The organism is Streptomyces sp. NPDC008313 (genome assembly GCF_042956125.1).
Classification (GTDB): Bacteria; Actinomycetota; Actinomycetes; order Streptomycetales; family Streptomycetaceae; genus Streptomyces.
Genome location: NZ_JBIBFR010000004.1, coordinates 282,164 through 301,672 on the forward strand (window position 1 = coordinate 282,164; position 19,509 = coordinate 301,672).

Annotated in this window: 16 protein-coding genes and 1 pseudogene; 1 reads left to right on the forward strand and 16 read right to left on the reverse strand. The window is 73.6% G+C overall.

Annotation, left to right across the window (positions count from 1 at the left end; genetic code table 11):
- Positions 1-2 precede the first annotated feature (2 nt).
- From ACFY93_RS07855 to ACFY93_RS07885, 7 genes are all read right to left on the reverse strand, one after another.
- The gene (locus ACFY93_RS07855; protein WP_391354553.1) at positions 3-794 is read right to left on the reverse strand and encodes a GvpL/GvpF family gas vesicle protein; all 792 of its coding nucleotides are present in this window, start codon (positions 792-794) and stop codon (positions 3-5) included.
- Positions 791-1,222, reverse strand: coding sequence for a gas vesicle protein GvpJ (locus ACFY93_RS07860; RefSeq protein ID WP_391354555.1), 432 nt, complete (start codon positions 1,220-1,222; stop codon positions 791-793). Before ACFY93_RS07860 ends, ACFY93_RS07855 begins: the two co-directional genes overlap by 4 nt.
- Before the next feature lie 49 nt (positions 1,223-1,271).
- On the reverse strand, positions 1,272-1,748 hold the full coding sequence (locus tag ACFY93_RS07865; protein ID WP_391354557.1) for a gas vesicle protein GvpO: 477 nt from the start codon (positions 1,746-1,748) through the stop codon (positions 1,272-1,274).
- Between the two features lie 71 nt (positions 1,749-1,819).
- Entirely contained in the window at positions 1,820-2,743 is a 924-nt protein-coding gene (gene ligD / locus ACFY93_RS07870; RefSeq protein WP_391354559.1) for a non-homologous end-joining DNA ligase, read from the reverse strand.
- Between the two features lie 64 nt (positions 2,744-2,807).
- Positions 2,808-4,655 (reverse strand): transketolase, encoded by a 1,848-nt coding sequence (locus tag ACFY93_RS07875; protein ID WP_391354561.1) that lies wholly within the window; start codon positions 4,653-4,655, stop codon positions 2,808-2,810.
- Positions 4,652-5,953, reverse strand: a complete 1,302-nt coding sequence (locus tag ACFY93_RS07880) for an FAD-dependent oxidoreductase (protein WP_391354563.1) — start codon at positions 5,951-5,953, stop codon at positions 4,652-4,654. Before ACFY93_RS07880 ends, ACFY93_RS07875 begins: the two co-directional genes overlap by 4 nt.
- A gap of 224 nt (positions 5,954-6,177) precedes the next feature.
- Complete coding sequence (locus ACFY93_RS07885; RefSeq protein ID WP_391354565.1) at positions 6,178-6,690, reverse strand: phage holin family protein; 513 nt, start codon at positions 6,688-6,690, stop codon at positions 6,178-6,180.
- Positions 6,691-6,789: 99 nt separating this feature from the next.
- On the opposite strand from ACFY93_RS07885, the gene ACFY93_RS07890 reads away from it, so the two are divergent.
- The gene (locus ACFY93_RS07890) at positions 6,790-7,152 is read left to right on the forward strand and encodes a VOC family protein (RefSeq protein WP_391354567.1); all 363 of its coding nucleotides are present in this window, start codon (positions 6,790-6,792) and stop codon (positions 7,150-7,152) included.
- Here ACFY93_RS07890 and ACFY93_RS07895 read toward each other — a convergent pair.
- The 9 genes and pseudogenes from ACFY93_RS07895 to ACFY93_RS07935 all read right to left on the reverse strand — a co-directional run bounded on the left by ACFY93_RS07895 (position 7,110) and on the right by ACFY93_RS07935 (position 19,497).
- Positions 7,110-7,778, reverse strand: a complete 669-nt coding sequence (locus ACFY93_RS07895) for an AAA family ATPase (RefSeq protein WP_391354568.1) — start codon at positions 7,776-7,778, stop codon at positions 7,110-7,112. The two genes, ACFY93_RS07890 and ACFY93_RS07895, sit on opposite strands and share 43 nt — an antisense overlap.
- A gap of 139 nt (positions 7,779-7,917) precedes the next feature.
- Positions 7,918-9,904, reverse strand: a pseudogene (locus ACFY93_RS07900) (DUF5107 domain-containing protein).
- A 123-nt stretch (positions 9,905-10,027) separates the two neighbouring features.
- Positions 10,028-10,567 carry a GNAT family N-acetyltransferase gene (locus tag ACFY93_RS07905; protein WP_391354570.1) on the reverse strand — a complete coding sequence of 180 codons (540 nt, stop codon included), beginning with the start codon at positions 10,565-10,567 and terminating at the stop codon, positions 10,028-10,030.
- Positions 10,568-10,721: 154 nt separating this feature from the next.
- On the reverse strand, positions 10,722-11,666 hold the full coding sequence (locus ACFY93_RS07910; RefSeq protein WP_391354573.1) for an LD-carboxypeptidase: 945 nt from the start codon (positions 11,664-11,666) through the stop codon (positions 10,722-10,724).
- Entirely contained in the window at positions 11,663-13,645 is a 1,983-nt protein-coding gene (locus ACFY93_RS07915; RefSeq protein WP_391354812.1) for a prolyl oligopeptidase family serine peptidase, read from the reverse strand. The genes ACFY93_RS07910 and ACFY93_RS07915 overlap by 4 nt, the downstream gene beginning before the upstream one ends.
- A 116-nt stretch (positions 13,646-13,761) precedes the next feature.
- Positions 13,762-15,141, reverse strand: a complete 1,380-nt coding sequence (locus tag ACFY93_RS07920) for a M20/M25/M40 family metallo-hydrolase (RefSeq protein WP_391354575.1) — start codon at positions 15,139-15,141, stop codon at positions 13,762-13,764.
- The gene (locus ACFY93_RS07925; RefSeq protein WP_391354577.1) at positions 15,134-15,967 is read right to left on the reverse strand and encodes a M55 family metallopeptidase; all 834 of its coding nucleotides are present in this window, start codon (positions 15,965-15,967) and stop codon (positions 15,134-15,136) included. The genes ACFY93_RS07920 and ACFY93_RS07925 overlap by 8 nt, the downstream gene beginning before the upstream one ends.
- A gap of 76 nt (positions 15,968-16,043) precedes the next feature.
- Positions 16,044-16,769, reverse strand: coding sequence for a methyltransferase domain-containing protein (locus tag ACFY93_RS07930; RefSeq protein WP_391354579.1), 726 nt, complete (start codon positions 16,767-16,769; stop codon positions 16,044-16,046).
- A gap of 190 nt (positions 16,770-16,959) precedes the next feature.
- A complete protein-coding gene (locus ACFY93_RS07935; RefSeq protein WP_391354580.1) occupies positions 16,960-19,497 on the reverse strand; it encodes a SpoIIE family protein phosphatase in 2,538 nt (845 codons plus the stop codon).
- Between the last annotated feature and the right edge of the window lie 12 nt (positions 19,498-19,509).

Below are 19,509 nucleotides of genomic sequence, written 5' to 3' on the forward strand. Positions count from 1 at the left end.
CCTCACTCGCCGCCTCTCGGCGCGGCCGTCGCGCCCGTCGTGCCGGCGGCCGGTTCGGCCGCGGGCTCGGAGGGTCCCGGCTCGACGAAGCTGTACGGCGGCAGGGGCCCGTTGACCCGCAGCTCCAGATGGGGCATCGCGGTACGGACCCGCTCGACGGTCTCCAGGAACGCCGCGGCCTGATCGCGTTCCACCAGGAACGACACGTTGGTCAGCCAGCCGGTGGACTCGGGGCCGGAGCTCACGGCGTCCGCGGCCGGCTCAAGGGCCTGCCGCACCTCCACCGCGTCCGCGACCTCGCGGGCCTGCACGGCGGCGGCGACCATCTCGCCGAGCCTCATCTTCTGTTCGTAACTGCCACCGCCCGCCTGGCGGTTGGCCTCGGTGAGCGCCCGGATGTCGGGGTTCTCGCCCAGGACCCGGTGCAGCACGGCCTCTTCGTCGTGGCTCGCCTTGACGTTGTACTCGACCTTGCCGGCCAGCGTCCGCAGCCGTTCCGCGTAGTGCTCCGCGCGCTCGGCGAGCACCGTCGTGACGGCCTCGTCGTCGGCGGCGACACTGCCGAACCGCATCGGCAGGACCGGTCCTCCGGCGCCCGCCTCGCCCAGCACGGTCTGGTGGGCGAGCAGGTCCCTGCGCTTGGGCCGCAGGCCCTCGGGGGCGTCGCTGACGATGGCCGCCAGCTCGCCCTCCTTGAGGATCCGCACGGGGCGCGGCGGGTCGCCGACCCCGCCCATGCCGTCCGGCAGCGACGGATGCGAGCCCTCGGTGATGCCGTAGATGTACGTGCTCACTCCTGCTCCTCCTTCCGGCGCGAGGTGGTGGACTTGCGGGCACGCGGCCGGGACTCGCTCTGCGCGGAGCCGTCGTCACGGGCCTGCTTGAACGCGTCGGAGATCGTCTCGGCGGCGCCGGACAGCGCCCCCTTCGACTTGCCCCGGGCGCCCGACTCGGTCATCTCGCCCACGAGGTCGGGCAGCCCCGGGTTCTTGTGGGGGCCGGCTTCGAGGTCCAGCCGGTTGCACGCCTCGGCGAAGCGCAGGTAGGTGTCGACACTCGCGATGACGACACGTACGTCGATCTTCAGGATCTCGATGCCGACAAGGGAGACTCGCACGAAGGCATCAATCACGATTCCTCGGTCGAGGACGAGCTCGAGGACGTCGTAGAGGCCACTGGTGCCGCCCGATCCTCCGGTCTGCTGTGCCGGGACAACGGTCATACCGACCTGTCCTCCTTAGTCAGTGGGTGTGTGCGGGGAAGCGGTGCGCCTATCGGCCGCCGGACCTGCGCGACTCGGCTCTCCCGCGTTCGTAGCGACGTACGCGGCGGTAGCCGGTCAGCTCGCCGTCCGCGTCGAGTTCCACCTGGTAGCTCGCCAGCAGGCTCATCGTGTCGGGGATCTTCTCGAGTTCCACGACCTCGACCTCCAGAGCCCAGCCGTCCTCCGTGCGTTCGAAGGACGACACCGACTCGGCCACCATTCCGGTGAGTTCCGACAGCTGGGCGCGGGCGTGCCGCAGCACTTCCATCGGCTTGGGCCGGCCGCCCGCCGCGCTGTTCGTGTCGCTGTCCGTGCTGTTGTCGGCGGGCGCGCCGCGTCTGTCCGGTGCGCTCCGCGTGCCGTGCTCGTCTTGCTGGTCTTGCTCGTCGTGTGTGTTCTGTGGCTCCGCGGAGTTGCGCGAACGCCGTGTGTTCTGTGCGTTTCGTGAACTCGGTGTCTTCGATGTGTTCGATGTGTTCGACATGGCCACCTCGAACTCCGGGTGGCCCGAGATCGGCTGGTCAAACCTGCCAGTATGCGCCTGGGCGAGACCGGTCAGCCACCGGAACGTAGTGCGTTCAGCCTACGCCTGGCCGGTCCCAGCGCGCGTCCCCTGCCGAGATCCCGCCACGGATCGGTCTCCGCCTGCCCGAGCGCGTCGGCGACGGTCCAGCGGCGCGGCCCGAGCCCGGGGTCGTCCAGCTGGTCCCAGGAGACGGGCACGGCGACCGGGGCGCCCGGCCTGGCGCGGACGGCGAAGGGGGCCACGGCGGTCTGCGCGTACGCGTTGCGCTGCACGTCGAGATAGAGGCGCTCGCCCCGGTCCTTCTTGCGGGCGGCGGTGGTCAGCAGGTCGGGGTGCGCGCCGGCGAGGACGTCCGCGAGGTCCCGGGCGAACGCGCGTACCTCGTCGAAGCCGTGGTTCCCGTTCAGCGGCACCACGACGTGCAGCCCGCGCGAGCCCGTCGTCATCAGCGCGGAGGGGAGCCGCACCTCGTCGAGGAGCTCCCCCACGTGCCGGGCCGCCGCACGGACCGCCTCGAAGTCGTCCCCGGCGGGGTCGAGGTCGATGACCATGCGGTCGGGCCGGTCGGGGCTGCCGACGCGGGAGAGCCAGCGGTGAGGCGTGACGCACGCCTGGTCGGCGAGGTAGGCGAGGGTGGCGGCGTCGCCGCACACGGTGTGCGTGACGGTGCCGCCCTCCTTCGCCAGCTCGGCCCGCTCGATCCACTCCGGGTAGTACTCCGGAGTGTTCTTCTGCATGAACCGGGGACCGTCGATGCCGTCCGGGTGCCGCTCCAGCATCAGCGGGCGCCCCCGCAGATGGGGCAGCATGAAGCGGGCGACCGTGCGGTAGTACGCGACGAGGTCGCCTTTCGTGTACTGCCTGCCGCTCCCGTCCGCGGGAAACAGGACCTTGTCCGGGCGGTGGACCTCCACGGTGCGACGGCCCACCCGCACCGTGTCCGGGCTGCTCATGGCGGCTTCCTTCCTGGCGCCGCGGCCGGCACCGGGGTCGCTGGGTCGTCCGGTACCGCTCGGCTCAGGGCAGGATGGCCTGTTCCACCAGCATCCTGGCCGCAGCCGCGATCGAGTCGGCGTCGATGCCCGCCTCGTGCAGCTGCTCCTCGGGGCTCGCGGACCCCGGCATGCCGCGTACGGCCAGCCGGACCAGGCGCGGGACCGGGCGCCCGTCGGTGAAGGCGTCGAGGACCGCGTCCCCGATGCCGCCCTCCGGGTGGTGGTCCTCGACGGTGAGGATGCAGCCGGTGCGTTCGGCGGCCTCGACCAGGGTGTCGCGGTCGACGGGCTTGACCGAGTACAGGTCGATCACGCGGACCGCGATGCCGTCCCGGCCGAGCGCGTCGGCCGCGGCCAGCGCCTCGTGCACGGTGACACCCGCCGCGACGACCGTCAGCCGGTCCTCGTCGGACGCGCGCAGCACCTTGCTGCCGCCGACAGGGAACTCCTCGCCGGGTCCGTAGATCACCGGCGACTTGCCGCGCGAGGTGCGCAGATAGCGGATGCCCTCGCCGTCGGCCATGGCGGCGACGAGCTTCGCCGTCTGCTGGGCGTCGCACGGGTAGAGCACGGTGGATCCGTGCACGGCCCGGAACATCGCCAGGTCCTCCACGCCCATCTGCGAGGGCCCGTCCTCGCCGATGGCGACACCGGCGTGCGAGCCGACCAGGTTGAGGCCCGCCCCGCTGATCGCGGCCATCCGCACGAAGTCGTGGGCGCGGGTGAGGAACGCGGCGAACGAGCCGGCGTACGGCACCCAGCCGCGCGTGGCGAATCCGACGGCGGCGGCGACCATCTGCTGCTCGGCGATGTAGCACTCGAAGTAGCGGTCGGGGTGCTCCTTGGCGAAGTACTCGGTCCGCGTCGAGTCGCCGACCTCGCCGTCGAGGGCGACGACGTCACCGCGGGCGGAGCCGAGCGCGGTGAGGGCGTGCCCGTAGGCGTCGCGGGTGGCGACCTCGTCCCCGAGGTCGTACCGCGGCAGGTCGGGCCGGCCGCTGCTCACGGCGTGCAGGACACGCGCGGCGGGCGGCGCCTGCACCTCCACCCGCAGGTCGCGTACGCCGCCGAGCTCCGCGACGGCCTCGTCGGCGTCGGGGACCGGCTTGCCGTGCATGCCCTCGCGGTCCTGCACGGCCTCGACGCCCTTGCCCTTGAGGGTGCGGGCGAGGATCACGGTCGGCTGTCCGGTCGTGGAGGCGGCCTCGCCGTAGGCGCGGTCGATGGCCTCCACGTCGTGGCCGTCGACCTCGACGGTGTGCCAGCCGAAGGCCTTGAACCGGCGCGCGTACGCGTCCAGGTCGTGTCCGTGACGGGTGGGTCCGCGCTGGCCGAGCCGGTTGACGTCGACGATCGCGGTCAGGTTGTCCAGGTTCTCGTACCCGGCGTGTTCGGCGGCCTCCCACACGGACCCCTCGGCCAGCTCGCTGTCGCCGCACAGCACCCAGACGCGGTAGCCGGTGCGGTCGAGGCGCTTGCCCGCGAGGGCGATGCCGACGGCGACGGGCAGTCCCTGGCCCAGCGAGCCGGTGGCCGTCTCGACCCAGGGCAGCCGCTGCGGCGTCGGGTGGCCCTCCAGCCGGCTGCCGAGCTTGCGGAAGGTGAGCAGTTCCGTGTCGTTGATCGCCCCGGCCGCCTTGTACGCCGAGTACAGCAGCGGCGAGGCGTGTCCCTTGGAGAGGACGAAGCGGTCGTTGCCCGGGTGGGCGGGCCGCTCGAAGTCGTAGTGGAGGTGGCGGGCGAGCAGGACGGCCATCAGGTCGGCGGCGGACATCGAGGACGTCGGGTGCCCCGACCCCGCGGAGGCCGCGGCCCGGACGCTGTCGACGCGCAACTGCTGTCCGAGCTCGACGAGTTGGTGGTTGTTCATGAGTCTCCTTCCGCGCTGTCCGCGGCCTTGCCCGGGTTCTTCGGCGTCGTGGCGTCCTTCTCGGGGCCGCCCGGCATCCGGGCCAGTTCCGGCGAGGCCGTGTCGAGGGGCACGGACCACGAGCGGACGAGCCCCAACTGGACGCCCTGCCGGGGCAGTACGGCGTCCAGGAACCAGTCGGCGGCGACGCGGACGCGGTTTCCGGGCATCGCGGCGAGGTGGTAGCCGCGGGTGACGAGATTGGCGAGCGGGCCCGAGAGGGGCAGGCCCAGGGGGTTGGCGGCGGCCTTGGCGCCGCCGAGGTCGACGGTGAAGCCCATGTCGCGGTGCCGGTAGGGGCGGCGGTCGCCGACCCCGAGGGAGGCCGCGACGTTGCGGGCGGCGATCTTCCCGTGCCGCCAGGCGTGCTGGGCGGTCATCGGCGTGTACTGGCCCGGCTTCTCCAGGTCCGGGACGGCGGCGGCGTCGCCGCAGGCGAAGACCTCGGGCCGGCCGGGCACCTGGAGGTACGGGTCGACGAGCAGCCGGCCGCGCTCCAGGGGCAGCCCCAGGGACTCGGCGAGCGGGTCGGGGCGGACGCCGACGCACCAGACGAGGGTGCGGGTGTCGACGAACTCGCCGTCGGTCAGCAGGACGCCCTTCGGGGTCGCCTCCTTCACGGAGGTCTCCATGCGCACGTCGACTCCGCGCTCGCGCAGCACCCGGTCCGCGGTGGTGGAGAGCCGCTCGTCGAGTTCCGGCAGGACCCGTTTCGCGAGGTCGAGCAGGAGCCAGCGCGGCTGGATCCCCTCGCGCAGCGGCTGCTTGCGCACGAGCGCGTCGGTGAGCATCTTGCCCTGGGCGGCGACCTCGGTACCGGTGTACCCGGCGCCGACGACGACGAAGGTGCACCGGGAGGCGCAGCTCGCCGGGTCGTCGGCCGCGGCCGCGAGTTCCACCTGCCGGATCACGTGGTCGCGCAGGTACAGGGCCTCGGGAAGCCCCCGGAAGCCGTGCGCGTGCTCGGCGACGCCGGGGATGGGCAGCAGCTTGTTGACGCTGCCGGCCGCGATGACGAGCCGGTCGTAGGTGAGCGTTCCCTCGTCGCCCTCGGGGTCGGTGTAGTGCACCGTCCGCGCGTCGAGGTCGATGTCGTCGGCCTCGCCGAGCACGAGGCGGACGTGAGGCAGTGTTCCGGACAGCGAGACGGTCACTCGGCGGGCCTCCAGGACACCCGCGGCCACCTGCGGCAGCAGCGGCAGGTACAGGAAGTAGTCCGTCGGGTTCACCAGCGTGATGTCCACTTTGCCCCGGCTCATCCGTGACAGCGTGCGGGCCGTCTGGTACCCGGCGAAGCCGGCACCGACGATCACAATGCGGGGTCGCCTCACAGTTTGCCTCCCGGCGATGTCGCTCATACGGGCATACGGGCTTTCCGCGTCCCCCTGACCAGCCCCGTCAAACGTCCCCCACCCGGCCGGCCCCCTCACGCGCGGCGGCCCCGGGAGGTCGCTCCCGGGGCCGCCGTGGCGTGCGGGTGAGGTCACCGACGCGGTGCCTCCGGGTTCACGTCGTCCTGGCGCGGCGCGCCGGGCTGGGCGGCGTGCGGTCCGTCCGTGGCCGGCACGCCCGCGGTGGGAGCGACGGGCGGGACCGGCGGGTACGGCATGCCGAGGCCGCTCGGCGGGGCGCCCGGGGCGCTGCCGCCGACGACGTGGTCGTGGCCGGTGGGGGCCGCCTCACTGGTGGGCGTCGGCCGGGACCCGGACGGGCGGGCCGCACCGCGCAGCAGGTAGGCGACCGCGGCGAGCAGCGCGGCGGTGATCAGCGCCGCTGCCCAGCCGGGCAGCCCGATCGCGAGCGCCAGGCCGACGGCGAGCGCCAGCGCGGCGCCCGCGTAGAGGGCGGTGGCGCCCGACGCGGCGTACAGCGTGGCCGTGCGGCGCTGCTTGCGCGTCTGTTCCCGCAGTTCGTCGCGCACGGTCTCACGGGCCACCTGCGCCAACTCGTCGATCAGCTTCCTGTCCAGATGTTCCGTGTGCTCCAAGCGGTTCATGGCACCCGGGTACCCGGTGAGCGGCCCGGCTAACGAGCGGTGACACGGGGTCACCCGAAACGATCTCGTCCGCGTCCGTCCCCAACTAGGCTTTGCGGCATGGAGATTCTGGGAGCCACGCTGCGCGTCTGCGTCGACGACCTGGAGGCTTCGGTGCCCTTCTACGAGAGGCTGGCGGGCCAACGCGCCCTCCGCTTCGAGCGCGGTGGCGTCTCGGTCGCCGCGGTCGGCTGCTTCTTGCTGATGAGCGGTCCCGAGGCCGAACTGGACGTCCTGCGGAAGGTCGCCGCGACCATCGCGGTCAAGGACGTCGAGGAGGCCCACCGGGTGCTGACCGGGTCGGGCGCCCATGTACTGGCGGGCCCGGTGGCGACACCGGCGGGCCGCAACCTCATCGCGATGCACCCGGACGGGGCGATCTACGAGTACGTGGACCGCAATCCCGGGCCGCCGGGGGTCTGAGGGCCCCCAGGGGCGTGGGGTCCGCCCGGGGCCTCGGTGTGCGGTCGCGCAGCCGTCGGCGGTTGTCCGCCGTCCGTCAGGTAGCGCCGACGGAGGCGGGTGAAGGCGGTGGGGCTGGGGCGGTGCGGGAGGAACACCGCGATCTGCTGGGCGCATTCGCGCGGGCTCATCGTGCTGGTGTCGCACTCGAAGTCGTAGTCGCCGTGGCTGTGAACCAGGTCGTACTGGTGCGCCGCGAGGCCGGGCGGGCGGTCGCCCCGAGCCGACTCGCGGCGGGTCAGTTCGTCGAGCGGGCAGTGGACGCCGATGAACAGGACGTCCTCGGGTCGCAGTACCGTCAGACAGTCGAGCAGCCGCCACGGCTCGCTCAGCACATGGTCGACCACGATGTCGTTGCCCGCCTCGGCCATTGCCGCGATCGAGCGGTGGAAGCCCATCCGGGTGCGCCTCAGCGCGACGTCGAGCTCCACGGAGCCGAGTTCCCGCTTGCTGCGCATCGCGTTGAAGGCGTCGACCGCCAGGTGGAAGAAAACGCCGTCGTCCAGGATGTCCAGAAGCTCCCGTGCGATGCTCGACTTGCCTGAACTGGAGGTGCCGTTGAGGAAGATGATCCGACCGGGTGTCATGTCAGCATGGTCACATGGTGCCGCCCCTGCGCCGGATCTTCGGCGGATCCCGGCGCCTGCGGATTCGTCTCTCGGAGGAGCGGGGGTGTGCGGGCCCGCCGGGCGCGGAGCGGGGTGCTCGCGGTCGTCGCGGGGGCACTCACTCCCCCGGCGGCCGCATCCGGAACTCGTAGCGGTCCGGCAGCGCCTCCTCGCTGATCCGCGCCCACACGCGCCCGATCACCTCGTCCCCCTCGCGCAGGTCGGCCACCTCGAAACCGGCGTCGAAGACGGCACGCGCGGCCTCCCGGTCGCCCTCCGCGAGCAGCAACTCCGCCTCCAGCAGAACCCGCCCCGCTCGCGCATGTCGGGGCGCAGCTGCACCCAGACGGCCCGCGCGTCGGCGGGCCGCCGCGCCGCGAGCAGCGCCGTGACGGCCTCCCGGCCGAGGGCCGCGGTCGCCGCCGTCCACGCCTCGCCGTCGTCGCGCCGCTCCCGGCAGAGGTCGTCGAACGCCTCGGCGTACCGGTCGGCGGCCCGTTCGTGGTGGCCGGCCTCCTGGTCGGCGACGGCGAGGCAGCGCAGCAGCGGCCACAGGGACGGGGCCAGCGTGAGCGCCCGCTCCCAACTGCGCACCGCCTGCGCCTTGTCACCGGCGTGCCACTGGGCGACGCCGAGGTGGTACTCGGTGAACGGCTTCGCGGGCGCCGTCTCCAGCATGTCCCGCCAGTGGGGGGCCACGAGCGTCTCGCCGGGCGGCCGGACCCGGCGGGGCTCGGGGAACGCGCCGGACCTGAGCAGTTCGAGCCACGGGGCGGTCGCTTCGTCGAGCGTGGACTCGTCGAAGGGGGTGCCGGGAAGTTCGAGTCCGCCGCGCAGCACTTCGAGGGCGCCCCAGCCGGAGCCCGTGGCCAGCCTCTCACCGGGCTCGGTGTCGGCGTGCGGCCGCCACGCCTCGTAGGCGGCGTCCACGTCGGCACGCGGCAGGACGGCCTGGAGCCGGTCCTCCGCCTCCGCGAGGGCGGCCGCCCAGTCAGCACCGTGCACGGTGTCCGGGTCGGTGCTCAGCGGCCCGTACGACTCCAGCCAGGAGACCTCGCTCCGCGCGTCGAGCGGTACGTGTTCGAGCTGGGTGCGGGCGAGTCCGGCCTGGTTCTCGCAGTAGCCGCCGGTGCCGGGCTCGGTGAGCCATTCCTGCCAGCGCCGCCCGCCGGTGCCCGCGCCCCAGACGAAGAGCTTCCGGCCGCGCAGGGTGTCGGTGGACGTCTGCACGAGTCCGTCGCCCCGGTCGTCGAGAGCGGCGATCCAGCGGCGCCGTCCGTCGGGCACCTCGTAGAAGTAGTCGGCGGGGAAGGTGCTGTTGAGCGGGTACGTGCGGTCGGCGCCGTCGTACCCGGGCACGGGGATGTCGCGCAGCCGGCGCTCGTACCCGAAGTGCCAGGCGCGCTCCGCGGGGGCGAGCACCCGGCGTTCCTCGGGCACGGCGATGTTGGACCACCAGTAGGTGGGCACCGGCCTCTCGTGCGGGTTGCGGACGCGCACTCCCACGTGGAGGAAGTCGGAGCCGTCCGGCAGCCACAGGTCGATCTGGAACGGCAGGTCGCGCAGCCGCTCCCACTCCCACTCCCACTCCCACTCCCACAGGCGCAGCATCACCCCGCCGTCCGGGGCGGGTACGCGGGCGGCGTGCACGGGTGAGCAGGAGAGCGTGGTGTGCCCGGTCGCGCCGATGTTCCACTCGATGCCGCCGGAGAACCAGGCGCCGTTGAGCGCGAAGCAGGCGGGCTGCAGGACGGGGTTTCGGTAGAGCAGTTCACGTCCGGTGGGCTTGTGGAAGAGGGAGGCGACGCGGCCTCCGAGGCCGGGCAGCACCGTGGCGCGCAGCCGGTCGTTCTCGATCACGACGGTGTCGACGGTGCGGGGGCGCGCTGTCTGCCGTATCCGTCGCGGATGCGCTCGGGCAGGACGCCGCGCAGGGGTGCGTAGCCGATCTGCCGTGCCATGTCGCGGGGCAGTCCCTGTTTGTCCCGGTCGTCGATCTGGTGCGCCTCGTCGAGCGGCCGCAGCGCGGGGAGCGGGTTGTCCGGTCCCAACTCGGCGGCCGGCAGTGTCAGTACGTCACGTCGGATCGTGGTCACGATCACCATCGAACATCGTGGCCGGTGAGGTGACCAGGGGCTCACCCGGTCAGGTTTCCGCAAAGGCGGAGGGCGGCCGGGGCCGGGCGGGGGCGGCCGGGCCGGGCGTGTTCAGACGGGGCGGGGGTGTGCTCAGGCGGGGCGGGCCGTGATGGCCCACCTCTCGTGGTCGCGCCAGGCGCCGTCGATGAAGAGGAAGTCGGGCGAGAAGCCCTCCAGCCGGAAGCCCGCGCGACGGGCGAGCGCGACCGAGGCGGTGTTGCGGGGCTGGACGTTGATCTCCAGGCGGTGCAGCCCCATCGTCGTGAACGCGTGCCGGACGACGAGGCGCAGCCCCTCGCTCATGTGCCCCTTGCCCGCGGCGTGCGCGAAGGCGCCGTAGCCGAGCGCGCCCGAGAGGAAGGCGCCCTCGACGATGTTGTTGATGTTGATGAATCCGGAGATCTCCCCGCTGTCCCGCGCGCAGACCAGGAAGCCCGCGCGGGCCGGGTCACCGAGGAGCCGCTCGGCGTAGGCGGCGTACGCGTCGGCAGCGGTCGGCGGGAACAGCCAGGGGTGGTGCAGGTCCTTGCTCTCCCTGGCCCGGGCGGTGAACTCGGGCCCGTCCCCGGGCGTGAAGTGCCGGATGCCCACACGAGGGCCCTCGGCGAGATAGCGCGCGTTGTCCGGCATCCCGCCACGATACGCGAGCCGGACCGCCCGTGACCTGCCGCGGTGAGCCGCGCGGGCCCGGCCCGGAGAGCCACGTCGGCCAGGCGCGGGGGACCCCCGCCGGGCCGGGGGACGGACCGGCGCCGGGCGCCTTCCGGCACGCTCGCGCGGCCGCCTACACCAGCGCCGGTTCGTCCAGCGTGAGCGTCCCCGCGTCCGCGTCCAGGTCGGCCGTCACGCCGAACGGGACCGTCAGCGCCGATGCGACGTGCCCGAAGCCGAAGTGCTCGGCGACGGGCACCCCGAGCGGGCCGAGCCGGTCCGCGAGCACGGTTCTCAGCTCCTCGTAGGGACCGCAGTCCTCCCACGAGCCGAGGGCGATCCCGGCGACGCCGTCGAGCCAGCCGGCGCGCAGCAGCTGGGTGAGGATCCGGTCCAGCCGGTAGGCCTCCTCCCCGACGTCCTCGATCATCAGGAGCCCGCCGCGGGCCGAGGGGCGGGCGTGCGGGGTGCCGAGGTCGGCGGCGAGCAGGCTGACGCAGCCGCCGAGCGTGACGCCCCGGGCCCGTCCGGGCACCAGCGGGGCGCGCGTGCCGGAGACGAGGGTGCGTACCGACTCGGGGCGGAAGAGCGTGTCGCGCAGGTGCTCCTGGGTACGGGCGTTCTTCAGGAAGGCGAGGGCCGCCGTCATCGGTCCGTGCAGGGTGGCGAGGCCCACGCGGGTGGCGAACGCCTCGTGCAGCGCGGTGATGTCGCTGTACCCGACGAGCACCTTGGGCCCCGCGGCCCGGATGGCGTCCCAGTCGAGCAGGTCGACCATGCGCTGGGCGCCGTAGCCGCCCCGCGCGCACAGCACCGCGTCGACGGCGGGGTCGCACCAGGCCGCCTGGAAGTCGGCGGCGCGGTCCGCGTCCGTACCGGCGAGGTAGCGGAAACCGGGGTGGCGGTCGAGGACGTGCGGTGCCACCACCGGGTCGAGGTCCCAGCCGCGCAGGATGTCGAGGCCGGCCTGCAGCCGCTCCTCCGGCAGCGGTCCGCTGGTGGCGACGACGGCGACCCGGGCGCCGGGGGCCAGACGGGCCGGCCGGGTGAGCGGGACGAGTGGTGCGTGCGAAATCAACGGTCGAGCTCCAGGGTCGGGATGCCGGGAGGGTTGAAGCCGAACATCTGCGCGTACAGGGAGAGTTCGCCTTCGAGGACCCGTACGGTCGTCTCGGCCCGGCGGAATCCGTGCCCCTCGCCCTCGAAGGCGATGTAGGCGTGCGGGACGCGGCGCCCCGTCTCCGCCAGTCTCGCCAGGAACCGCTCGCACTGGGCGGGCGGGCAGATGACGTCGTCGAGTCCCTGGAGCAGCAGGAAGGGCGCGTCGATCCGTTCGGCGTGCTCGGCGGGCGAGCGCTCGACGTACCGCTCGCGCACCTCGGCGAGCGGGCCGACCAGCGTCTCCAGGTACTGCGACTCGAAGTCGTGCGTCTCCCCCGCTCCCCAGCCGGCGAGGTCGAGGATCGGGTAGAGGATCGTGCCGCAGGCGTAGACGTCGGTGGTGGTCAGGGACGCGGCGGCGGTCCAGCCTCCCGCGCTGCCGCCCCGGACGGCCAGGCGCGACGGGTCGGCCGTGCCCTCGTCGGCGAGCGCGCGGGCGACGGCGGCGCAGTCCTCGACGTCGACGACGCCCCACTGCTCACGCAGCCGGTTGCGGTACTGCCTGCCGTACCCCGTGGAACCGCCGTAGTTCACCTCGGCGACGCCGATGCCGCGCGAGGTGAAGTAGGCGATCTCCAGGTCGAGGACGAGCGGGGTGCGGCTGGTGGGCCCGCCGTGCACCCACACCACGTAGGGCGGCAGCTCCCCGTCCGGGGCGACGTGGCCGGGGTGGTGCGGCGGGTGGACGTGCGCGTGGATCTCCCTGCCGCCGGGGCCGGTGAAGGTACGGGTGCGGGGGCTCGGGTAGTACGCGGGGTCGACGGGGTCGTGGTGGGCGGAGCCGATCACGCGGGCGCGGCCCGTGCGGGCGTCCAGCTCGACGACCTCGTACCCGCTGCGGGGGCCCGCGCCGATGCCGACGACCCGGGTGCCGTGCACGGCGAGCGTCGCCGTGAACTCGGTCCACGGTCCGGCCGCGTCGACGACGTCCCCGGTGTCCGGGTCGAGGATGCCGAGAGCCGTCGCGCCGCGCCCGTGCACGACGGCGATCAGCCCGCCGTCCAGCGGGGCGAACCAGCGCTGCCCGATCCGCCACAGCGGTCCGCCGAACTCCTCCTCGCGCGGACAGAGCGCCACATGCCCGCCGTCCCCTCCGAGCCGGTACAGGTTCCACCAGCCCGTGCGGTCCGACGCGTACAGCAGGGTGCCGTCGGGCGCCCAGTCGGCCTGGGCGACGGACTCGTCCGGGCCGCCGGCGACGGGGCGCGCGCCGCCCAGCGTGCCCGCGTCCGTCACGTCGGCGACGAGCAGTTCGGTCCCGTCCCAGGGCATCCGGGGGTGGTCCCAGCCGAGCCAGGCCGCGCGCCGTCCGTCGGGCGAGAGCCGGGGGCCGGTGACGAACCGGTGGCGGCCGTCGGAGAGCTCCCGGACGGCGTGCCGGTCGTCGGCGGCCGAGCCGTCGAGCGGGACGGCGGCGAGGACGCGCCGCACGTCGGTGGGCCCGTCGCCGGTGAACTCCTCCAGGACGCACCACACCTCGCCGCGCTCCGCGAGCAGCAGGGGGTCGGCCCAGCGCAGTCCGCCGCCGGCCGGCGACACCGGGGTGAGGGCGCGTGGCGCGGCGTCCGGGGTGCCGGGCTCGTACGCGTACAGCCGCTGGTCGGCGAAGTTCACGAAGACGACCAGCGGTCCCCCGGGCCGGTGGCCGACGGCCCACGGGTGCCCGCCGTACTCGATGACCCTGCTGCGCACGTTCCACGGGGCGGGCAGGACGACTTCCTCGGTGCCGTCGGCGCGCCGCCGGACGAGGGTGCGCCGTCCTGCCTCGGCGGGCCGCGGCTCGGTCCACCACACCTCGTCGCCGACGAAGCCGACGAACTCCGGGTTCCCGTCGTGCGCGGCGGCGAGCGCCGCGCTGACGGGCGACGGCCACGAGCCGTACGCCAGCGCCTCCACGGTGTTCCCCGACTCTCCGGCCTTCCCGTCCCCCACCTGATCGCCCTCCGTCTTCCCGTCCCGCGCCGTCGCGTCCCTCACGTGCCCGTCCCCCTCCCGCCGCGCCGCCACTCCCGCTAGGCCGTCCGAAGATAGCGGTCGAGGACGCGGACGCCGAAGTGCAGGGCGTCGACGGGGACCCGTTCGTCGACGCCGTGGAACATCGCCTGGTAGTTGAAGCCCTCGGGGAGCTTCAGCGGCCCGAACCCGTACCCGGTGATGCCCAGGCGCGCGAACTGCTTGGCGTCCGTGCCGCCCGACATGCAGTACGGCACCACGTGTCCCTCGGGGGCGAAGGCCTCCACGGCGGCGCGCAGCTTGGCGAAGGTCGGCGAGTCGACCGGGGCCTGCAGCGCCTCCCCGTGGTGATGGAACTCCCATTCCACGTCGGGTCCGGTGAGCTTGTCCATGGTCGCGCGGAAGTCGTCCTCGGCGCCCGGCAGGAACCTGCCGTCGACGTACCCCACGGCCTCGCCGGGGATGACGTTGACCTTGTAACCGGCGTTCAGCACTGTCGGGTTGGAGCTGTTGCGGACGGTCGGCGCGACGATGGCGGCCACGGGGCCGAGCTCCTCCAGGAAGGCGTCCACGTCGAAGGCGGGGTCGGCGAGGTCGGCGTCGATGCCGTAGACCTTGGCGAGTTCGGTGAGGGCCGCGTGCACCGTCGGGGTGTAGCGGACCGGCCACTCGTGGGCGCCGATGCGGGTGACGGCGGCGGCGAGGCGGGTCACCGCGTTGCTGCGGTTCACCTTGGAGCCGTGGCCCGCCCGGCCGCGCGCGGTGAGCTTGAGCCAGCCGGTGCCGCGCTCGCCCGCGCCGATCCCGTAGATCTGCCGGCCGCGGCCGTCGTGGACGGTGTAGGCCCCGGACTCGCTGATGCCTTCCGTGCAGCCCTCGAACAGCTCCGCGTGCCGGTCGACGAGGAAGTCCGCGCCGTCCTCGGCGCTCGCCTCCTCGTCGGCGGTGAACGCGATCACGATGTCGCGGCGGGGCCGTACGCCCTCGCGCGCCCAGTGGCGGACGACCGTCATGATCATCGCGTCCGTGTTCTTCATGTCGACGGCGCCGCGTCCCCACACGACACCGTCGCGGACCTCACCGGAGAACGGGGGCACGCTCCAGTCCGCCGCGTGCGCCGGGACGACGTCCAGGTGGCCGTGGACCAGGAGGGCGTCGGCCGAGGGGTCGGTGCCCTCGATGCGGGCGACGACGTTGGTCCGGCCGGGGGTGCGCTCCAGGAGCACCGGCTTGAGGCCGGCCTCGGCGAGACGCTCGGCGGCGTACTCGGCGGCGGGCCGCTCCCGGCAGTCGCCGCCGCCGCGGTTGGTGGTGTCGATCCTGATGAGGTCGGAGGTGAAGCGGACGACCTCGTCGAAGGCCCGTTCACCGACGGGTGCGGTCGCGGACGCGGCCTGCTCGGCGGCGGCGACGGTCTGCTGGTACGTGCTGTCAGCCATACTGCTCCTCCACTGCGGCCGAGACGATCGTGGTGACCGCCTTGAAGGTGCGGATGCCTTCGTACATGGTCGCGCTGGTGTACGCGACCTTCCGCTCTCCCGTACGCGCCACGCCCGGTACGACGGTCGCGGCCATCGACAGGTGTTCCGCGTCGAACTCCAGCTCCACCGTGAACGGTCCGCCGTCGACCGGCTCGTACCGCACGGCGAGCGCCGCCGCCTCCTTGGCGGCCGCGCGGATGTCCGCGGCCGTGCGCGCCGGGGTCCGGCACACCGCCGCGTACCGCGACACATGGTCCTTGACGGCGACCTTCAGTGCCTCGGGCGCGTATCCGAGGGCGTCCTCGCAGGCCACGTCGTCGCCGGTGACCAGGACGACCGGTACGCCGTACTCCGCGACGACGTGCGCGTTCAGCAGCCCCTCGCTGGCGCGCACCTCGTTCACCCAGACACCGGTGACGGAGTTGGCGAGGTAGGTGTGCGCCAGGACGCCCTCGGCGCCCGCGCCCGCGTGGTAGCCGACGAAGGCGATGCCGTCCACGTCACCGTGCTGGACGCCCTCCACCATGGAGAGCGACTTGTGCCGCCCGGTGAGCATCTCGACTCTCTCGTCGAGCCGCTCCAGCAGCAGGTTGCGCATGGTCCAGTGGGCCTCGTTGACGAGCACCTCGTCCGCGCCGCCGTCGAAGAAGCCGAGCGCGGCGGCATTGACGTCGGAGGTGAACATCGCCCGGCACCGCTCCCACTGCGGCGTGCCGGGCAGCACGTCCGCGGGCCAGGTCACGCCGGTGGCGCCCTCCATGTCGGCGCTGATGAGGATCTTCATGTCTCGAAACCGTACGCGTTCTCGGCGAAGCGCGGCCAGGCCTGTGGACAACCGTCACCGGCCCAGACCACTGACGTCACCCGGTACGCCCCGCCACCAGCCACTTCGACGGAAGTTCGACGAGTGAGCCGTCGGGCGCGTACTCGGTCGTGGCGAGCGGCAGATCGCCGCTCGCGAGGATGGTCAGGCCCGCCGCGGCCAGGTACTCGGGTACCTCGGCGTCGGTCACCTCGCCGGGGGCTATGCCGTGGCGGAAGACAGGTGCCAGTTTGGCGGGCGGGCCGTCGTCGCTCTGGGCGAGGCCCATCAGGACCGGCCGGGCCGCCTCGGCCAGTTCGACGAGGAAGGCCCGGCCGCGCTCGCCGACGAGGGCCGCTATGCCCTCGGCCAGCGGGCGGCGGTCGTCCGGGGCCGCCTGGTGGAGCACGCCCCTCATGTAGACGTTGGTGTCCCCGAGTTCCTGGTGGAGGGTCGCGGTGTCGACCTGGTCGGAGGCGTCGAGCAGCCGGTAGACGGCCTGCCCCGCCGGGTCGGCGCGCCGGGCGTGGTCGATCGCGGCGGCGGACAGATCGGCGCCGACGACGCGCGGGAAGCGGTCGGCGAGGAACCGGGTCTGGGTGCCGTTGCCGCAGCCGAGGTCCACCAGCGGCAGGCCGGGGGCCGCCAAGTGCGTTTCGAACAGGGCGAGATGGACACCCGCCGTGACCGCGGGAGCCGCGTCCCAGAACACCGCGCCCTGCTCCTGGGGTGCCTCGCTCCAGAAGCCTTCCCAGGCGTCCCTGTACCGACTCGTCACGCTCATGCCCGCTCCCCACTTCGCGCCCGCTCCGACCGTCCGCCCGCCGAAAGGAGACGGGTCAGATCGGTCTACCGCGCCCGGGGTGGCGCGACAAGCGCGAGGGCGCATTCCGTCACGCCTCGGCGCGCCCTCGTACGCCCCTTGACGGGCACCGAACCCCGCACGCGCACCGGAGGGAGCCGGCCGCCCGGTGTCAGCGGGGCGGCAGCGTCAGCTCGAACCACACCGTCTTCCCGGTGCCCGTACTGCTGGTCCCCCACTCATGGGCCAGGGTGCCCACGACGCGCAGGCCACGCCCCGACTCGTCGCCGGGGCCGGCGCTCAGCAGGGTGGGCAGGGTGTGGTCGTCGTCGTCCACCTCGCACAGCAGGGTGTCGCCGCGGACCAGGCGGAGTCCGATCCGGTCGCCGTGCGCGTGCCGTACGGCGTTGGTGACCAGCTCTCCGACCAGCAGTTCCGCGGTCTCGGCGAGCACGTCAAGGCCCCAGGCATGGAGCTGTTCGCGCATCGCCGCACGGGCCCGGGAGGGCTCGGCCGGGTCGCGGGCCAGGCGCAGGTCGACGACATCCGCGGGGTCGATGCCGTTCAGCCGGGCCATCAGGAGCGCGACGTCGTCCTTGCGTCCGCCGCAGGCGTTGAGGGTGCGGATGATGGTGTCGCAGGCGTCGTCCATGGAGGCGGCCGGGTGCGCGGCGGACTCGCAGAGCGTGGCGAGGCCGACGCCGATGTCCTCGCCGCGCACCTCGACCAGGCCGTCGGTGCACATGACGAGCCGGTCGCCGGGCGCCACCGGCACGCGTACCGCCTCGAAGGGCACGCCGCCGACCCCGATGGGCGCGCCGGTCGGCAGGTCGAGGAGGTCGCTGCGGCCGTTCTCCGCGCGTACGACGACGGGCGGGATGTGTCCGGCGTTGGCGATCAGCAGCTCACCGGCGATGGGGTCGTAGACCGCGTACAGGCAGGTCGCGAGGTAGTGCTCGCCGAGTCGCTGGGCGAGGTCGTCGAGGTTGCGCAACAGCTGCCCCGGTGGCAGGTCGAGGGCCGCCATGGTCTGCACGGCGGTCCGCAACTGGCCCATCATCGCCGCCGAGTTGAGTCCGTGGCCCATGACGTCACCGACGACGAGGGCGGTCCGTGACCCGGGCAGTTTCACGGCGTCGAACCAGTCGCCGCCGACCCGTCCCAGCAGGGTGCCGGGCAGATAGCGGGTCGCGATGTCGCAGGCCGCCATCCGGGGCGCGATGTGCGGCAGCATGCTGTCCTGGAGGGTCTCGGCGACGCTCTCCTGGTAGGTGTACATGCGCGCGTTGTCGAGGACGAGGCCCGCGCGGGCGGCCAGTTCGGCGCCGGTGACGCGGTCCATGTCGTTGAACTCCGCGCGCTCCGGATGGCGCAGCAGGATCATGAAACCCAGCACCACGTCGCGTGCCTTGAGGGGCACGACGAGCATCGAGCGGTGGGTGATCAGTGGCCTGATGTCGCGCTTCTCGAACTGCGCGGCGATCGCGTGCCCCATCCGCTCGCTGATGCGCGGCACGAGGACGGGTTCGCCGCTGGTCATGCACTGGAAGAACGGGGTGTGCGCCGGAAAGGGCATGGCCTCGCCGACGGGCACGACGTCGTCCCAGCGGCCCGGTTCGTCGGTGTGCTCCAGGGCGACCCGGTGCCACAGGGTCGTGGTGTCGGGCACGCCCTCGGGGAATCCCTCACCGGCGACGACCTGTTCGCGCAGATAGGTCCCGGCCACGTCCGTGAAGCGGGGGACGACGGCCTTGCTGACCTCCACGATGGTCCGGGACAGGTCGAGCGAGGAACCGATGCGTCCGCTGACCTCGTTGAGGAACTCGAGGCGCTCGCGGACCGCCGCGTACTCCAGGTCCTCGTCCTCCGCCTCGCCGGTGCCGTCGGCGCCGGCGCCGGCGCCGGCGGGCAGAGCGTCGCCCCCGGCCGCCGCCCGGGCCGCGAGCGCGCGGCGGGCCGCACGCCCGGCCCGCCGGGGCACGCCCCAGTCGGGGGTGACGGGCACCCGGTCGTTGCGGCTGAACTCCAGCACCGGATAGCCCAGTTCGAGGACCTGGGAGACGATGCGGGCGCTCTCGCCCACGCTCATGCTGGGCAGGATCTCGGGCAGCCCGCGGGCCAGGTCCTCGGCGCCGGGAAAGTCGGTGTGCAGGGCGAAGCCGGGCGCGACGCACTCCGCGGCCGCGCCGTCGGCCTCCTGCCGCAGCGCCCGCGCGTCGGCGGCCAGCACGAGCAGCCGCTCCCGTCCGGGGCCCACCAGCGGGTAGGCCCACCACAGCACGTCGATACGGTCGCGGTCGTCCACGGTGAGCCTGGCGCATCCGGCGGCCGGGTAGGAGAGGCGGCCGTCGAGGGAGGAGAGGGATGAGAGGGAGGACTCGGGGCCGGGCCCGAGCCCGTCGCAGGCACCGTGCGCGTCGTGCCCGTCGCGGGCACCGTACGCGCCGTACGCCTCGTGCGCGCCGGGTCCGGGCGTGCCGTCGGTCTCCGGCAGGACGCCGGAGACCGGGAGCAGGTCGACGGCCGGGCGGCCCACCGCGTCGTCCCGGGCCGCGCCGAACAGGCGGCGCGCGCCGGTGCTCCAGTGCGAGACCAGGCCCTCGCGGTCCACGACGACCACGGCGAGCGGGATGCGGCCGGCCCTCGGCACCGCCGACCCAGGCCGGGCCGCGCGGCGGGGAGGTGTGCCCGCTTCGGTGCCATGGTCCATGGCCCAGACCTC

Bases quoted from the DNA above. Each gene is read 5' to 3' on its own strand.
- ACFY93_RS07860 (WP_391354555.1), bottom strand. From the start codon at position 1,222: ATGACCGTTGTCCCGGCACAGCAGACCGGAGGATCGGGCGGCACCAGT.
- ACFY93_RS07865 (WP_391354557.1), bottom strand. From the start codon at position 1,748: ATGTCGAACACATCGAACACATCGAAGACACCGAGTTCACGAAACGCA.
- ligD (WP_391354559.1), bottom strand. From the start codon at position 2,743: ATGAGCAGCCCGGACACGGTGCGGGTGGGCCGTCGCACCGTGGAGGTC.
- ACFY93_RS07875 (WP_391354561.1), bottom strand. From the start codon at position 4,655: ATGAACAACCACCAACTCGTCGAGCTCGGACAGCAGTTGCGCGTCGAC.
- ACFY93_RS07880 (WP_391354563.1), bottom strand. From the start codon at position 5,953: ATGAGCCGGGGCAAAGTGGACATCACGCTGGTGAACCCGACGGACTAC.
- ACFY93_RS07885 (WP_391354565.1), bottom strand. From the start codon at position 6,690: ATGAACCGCTTGGAGCACACGGAACATCTGGACAGGAAGCTGATCGAC.
- ACFY93_RS07890 (WP_391354567.1), top strand. From the start codon at position 6,790: ATGGAGATTCTGGGAGCCACGCTGCGCGTCTGCGTCGACGACCTGGAG.
- ACFY93_RS07895 (WP_391354568.1), bottom strand. From the start codon at position 7,778: ATGACACCCGGTCGGATCATCTTCCTCAACGGCACCTCCAGTTCAGGC.
- ACFY93_RS07905 (WP_391354570.1), bottom strand. From the start codon at position 10,567: ATGCCGGACAACGCGCGCTATCTCGCCGAGGGCCCTCGTGTGGGCATC.
- ACFY93_RS07920 (WP_391354575.1), bottom strand. From the start codon at position 15,141: ATGGCTGACAGCACGTACCAGCAGACCGTCGCCGCCGCCGAGCAGGCC.
- ACFY93_RS07925 (WP_391354577.1), bottom strand. From the start codon at position 15,967: ATGAAGATCCTCATCAGCGCCGACATGGAGGGCGCCACCGGCGTGACC.
- ACFY93_RS07930 (WP_391354579.1), bottom strand. From the start codon at position 16,769: ATGAGCGTGACGAGTCGGTACAGGGACGCCTGGGAAGGCTTCTGGAGC.
- ACFY93_RS07935 (WP_391354580.1), bottom strand. From the start codon at position 19,497: ATGGACCATGGCACCGAAGCGGGCACACCTCCCCGCCGCGCGGCCCGG.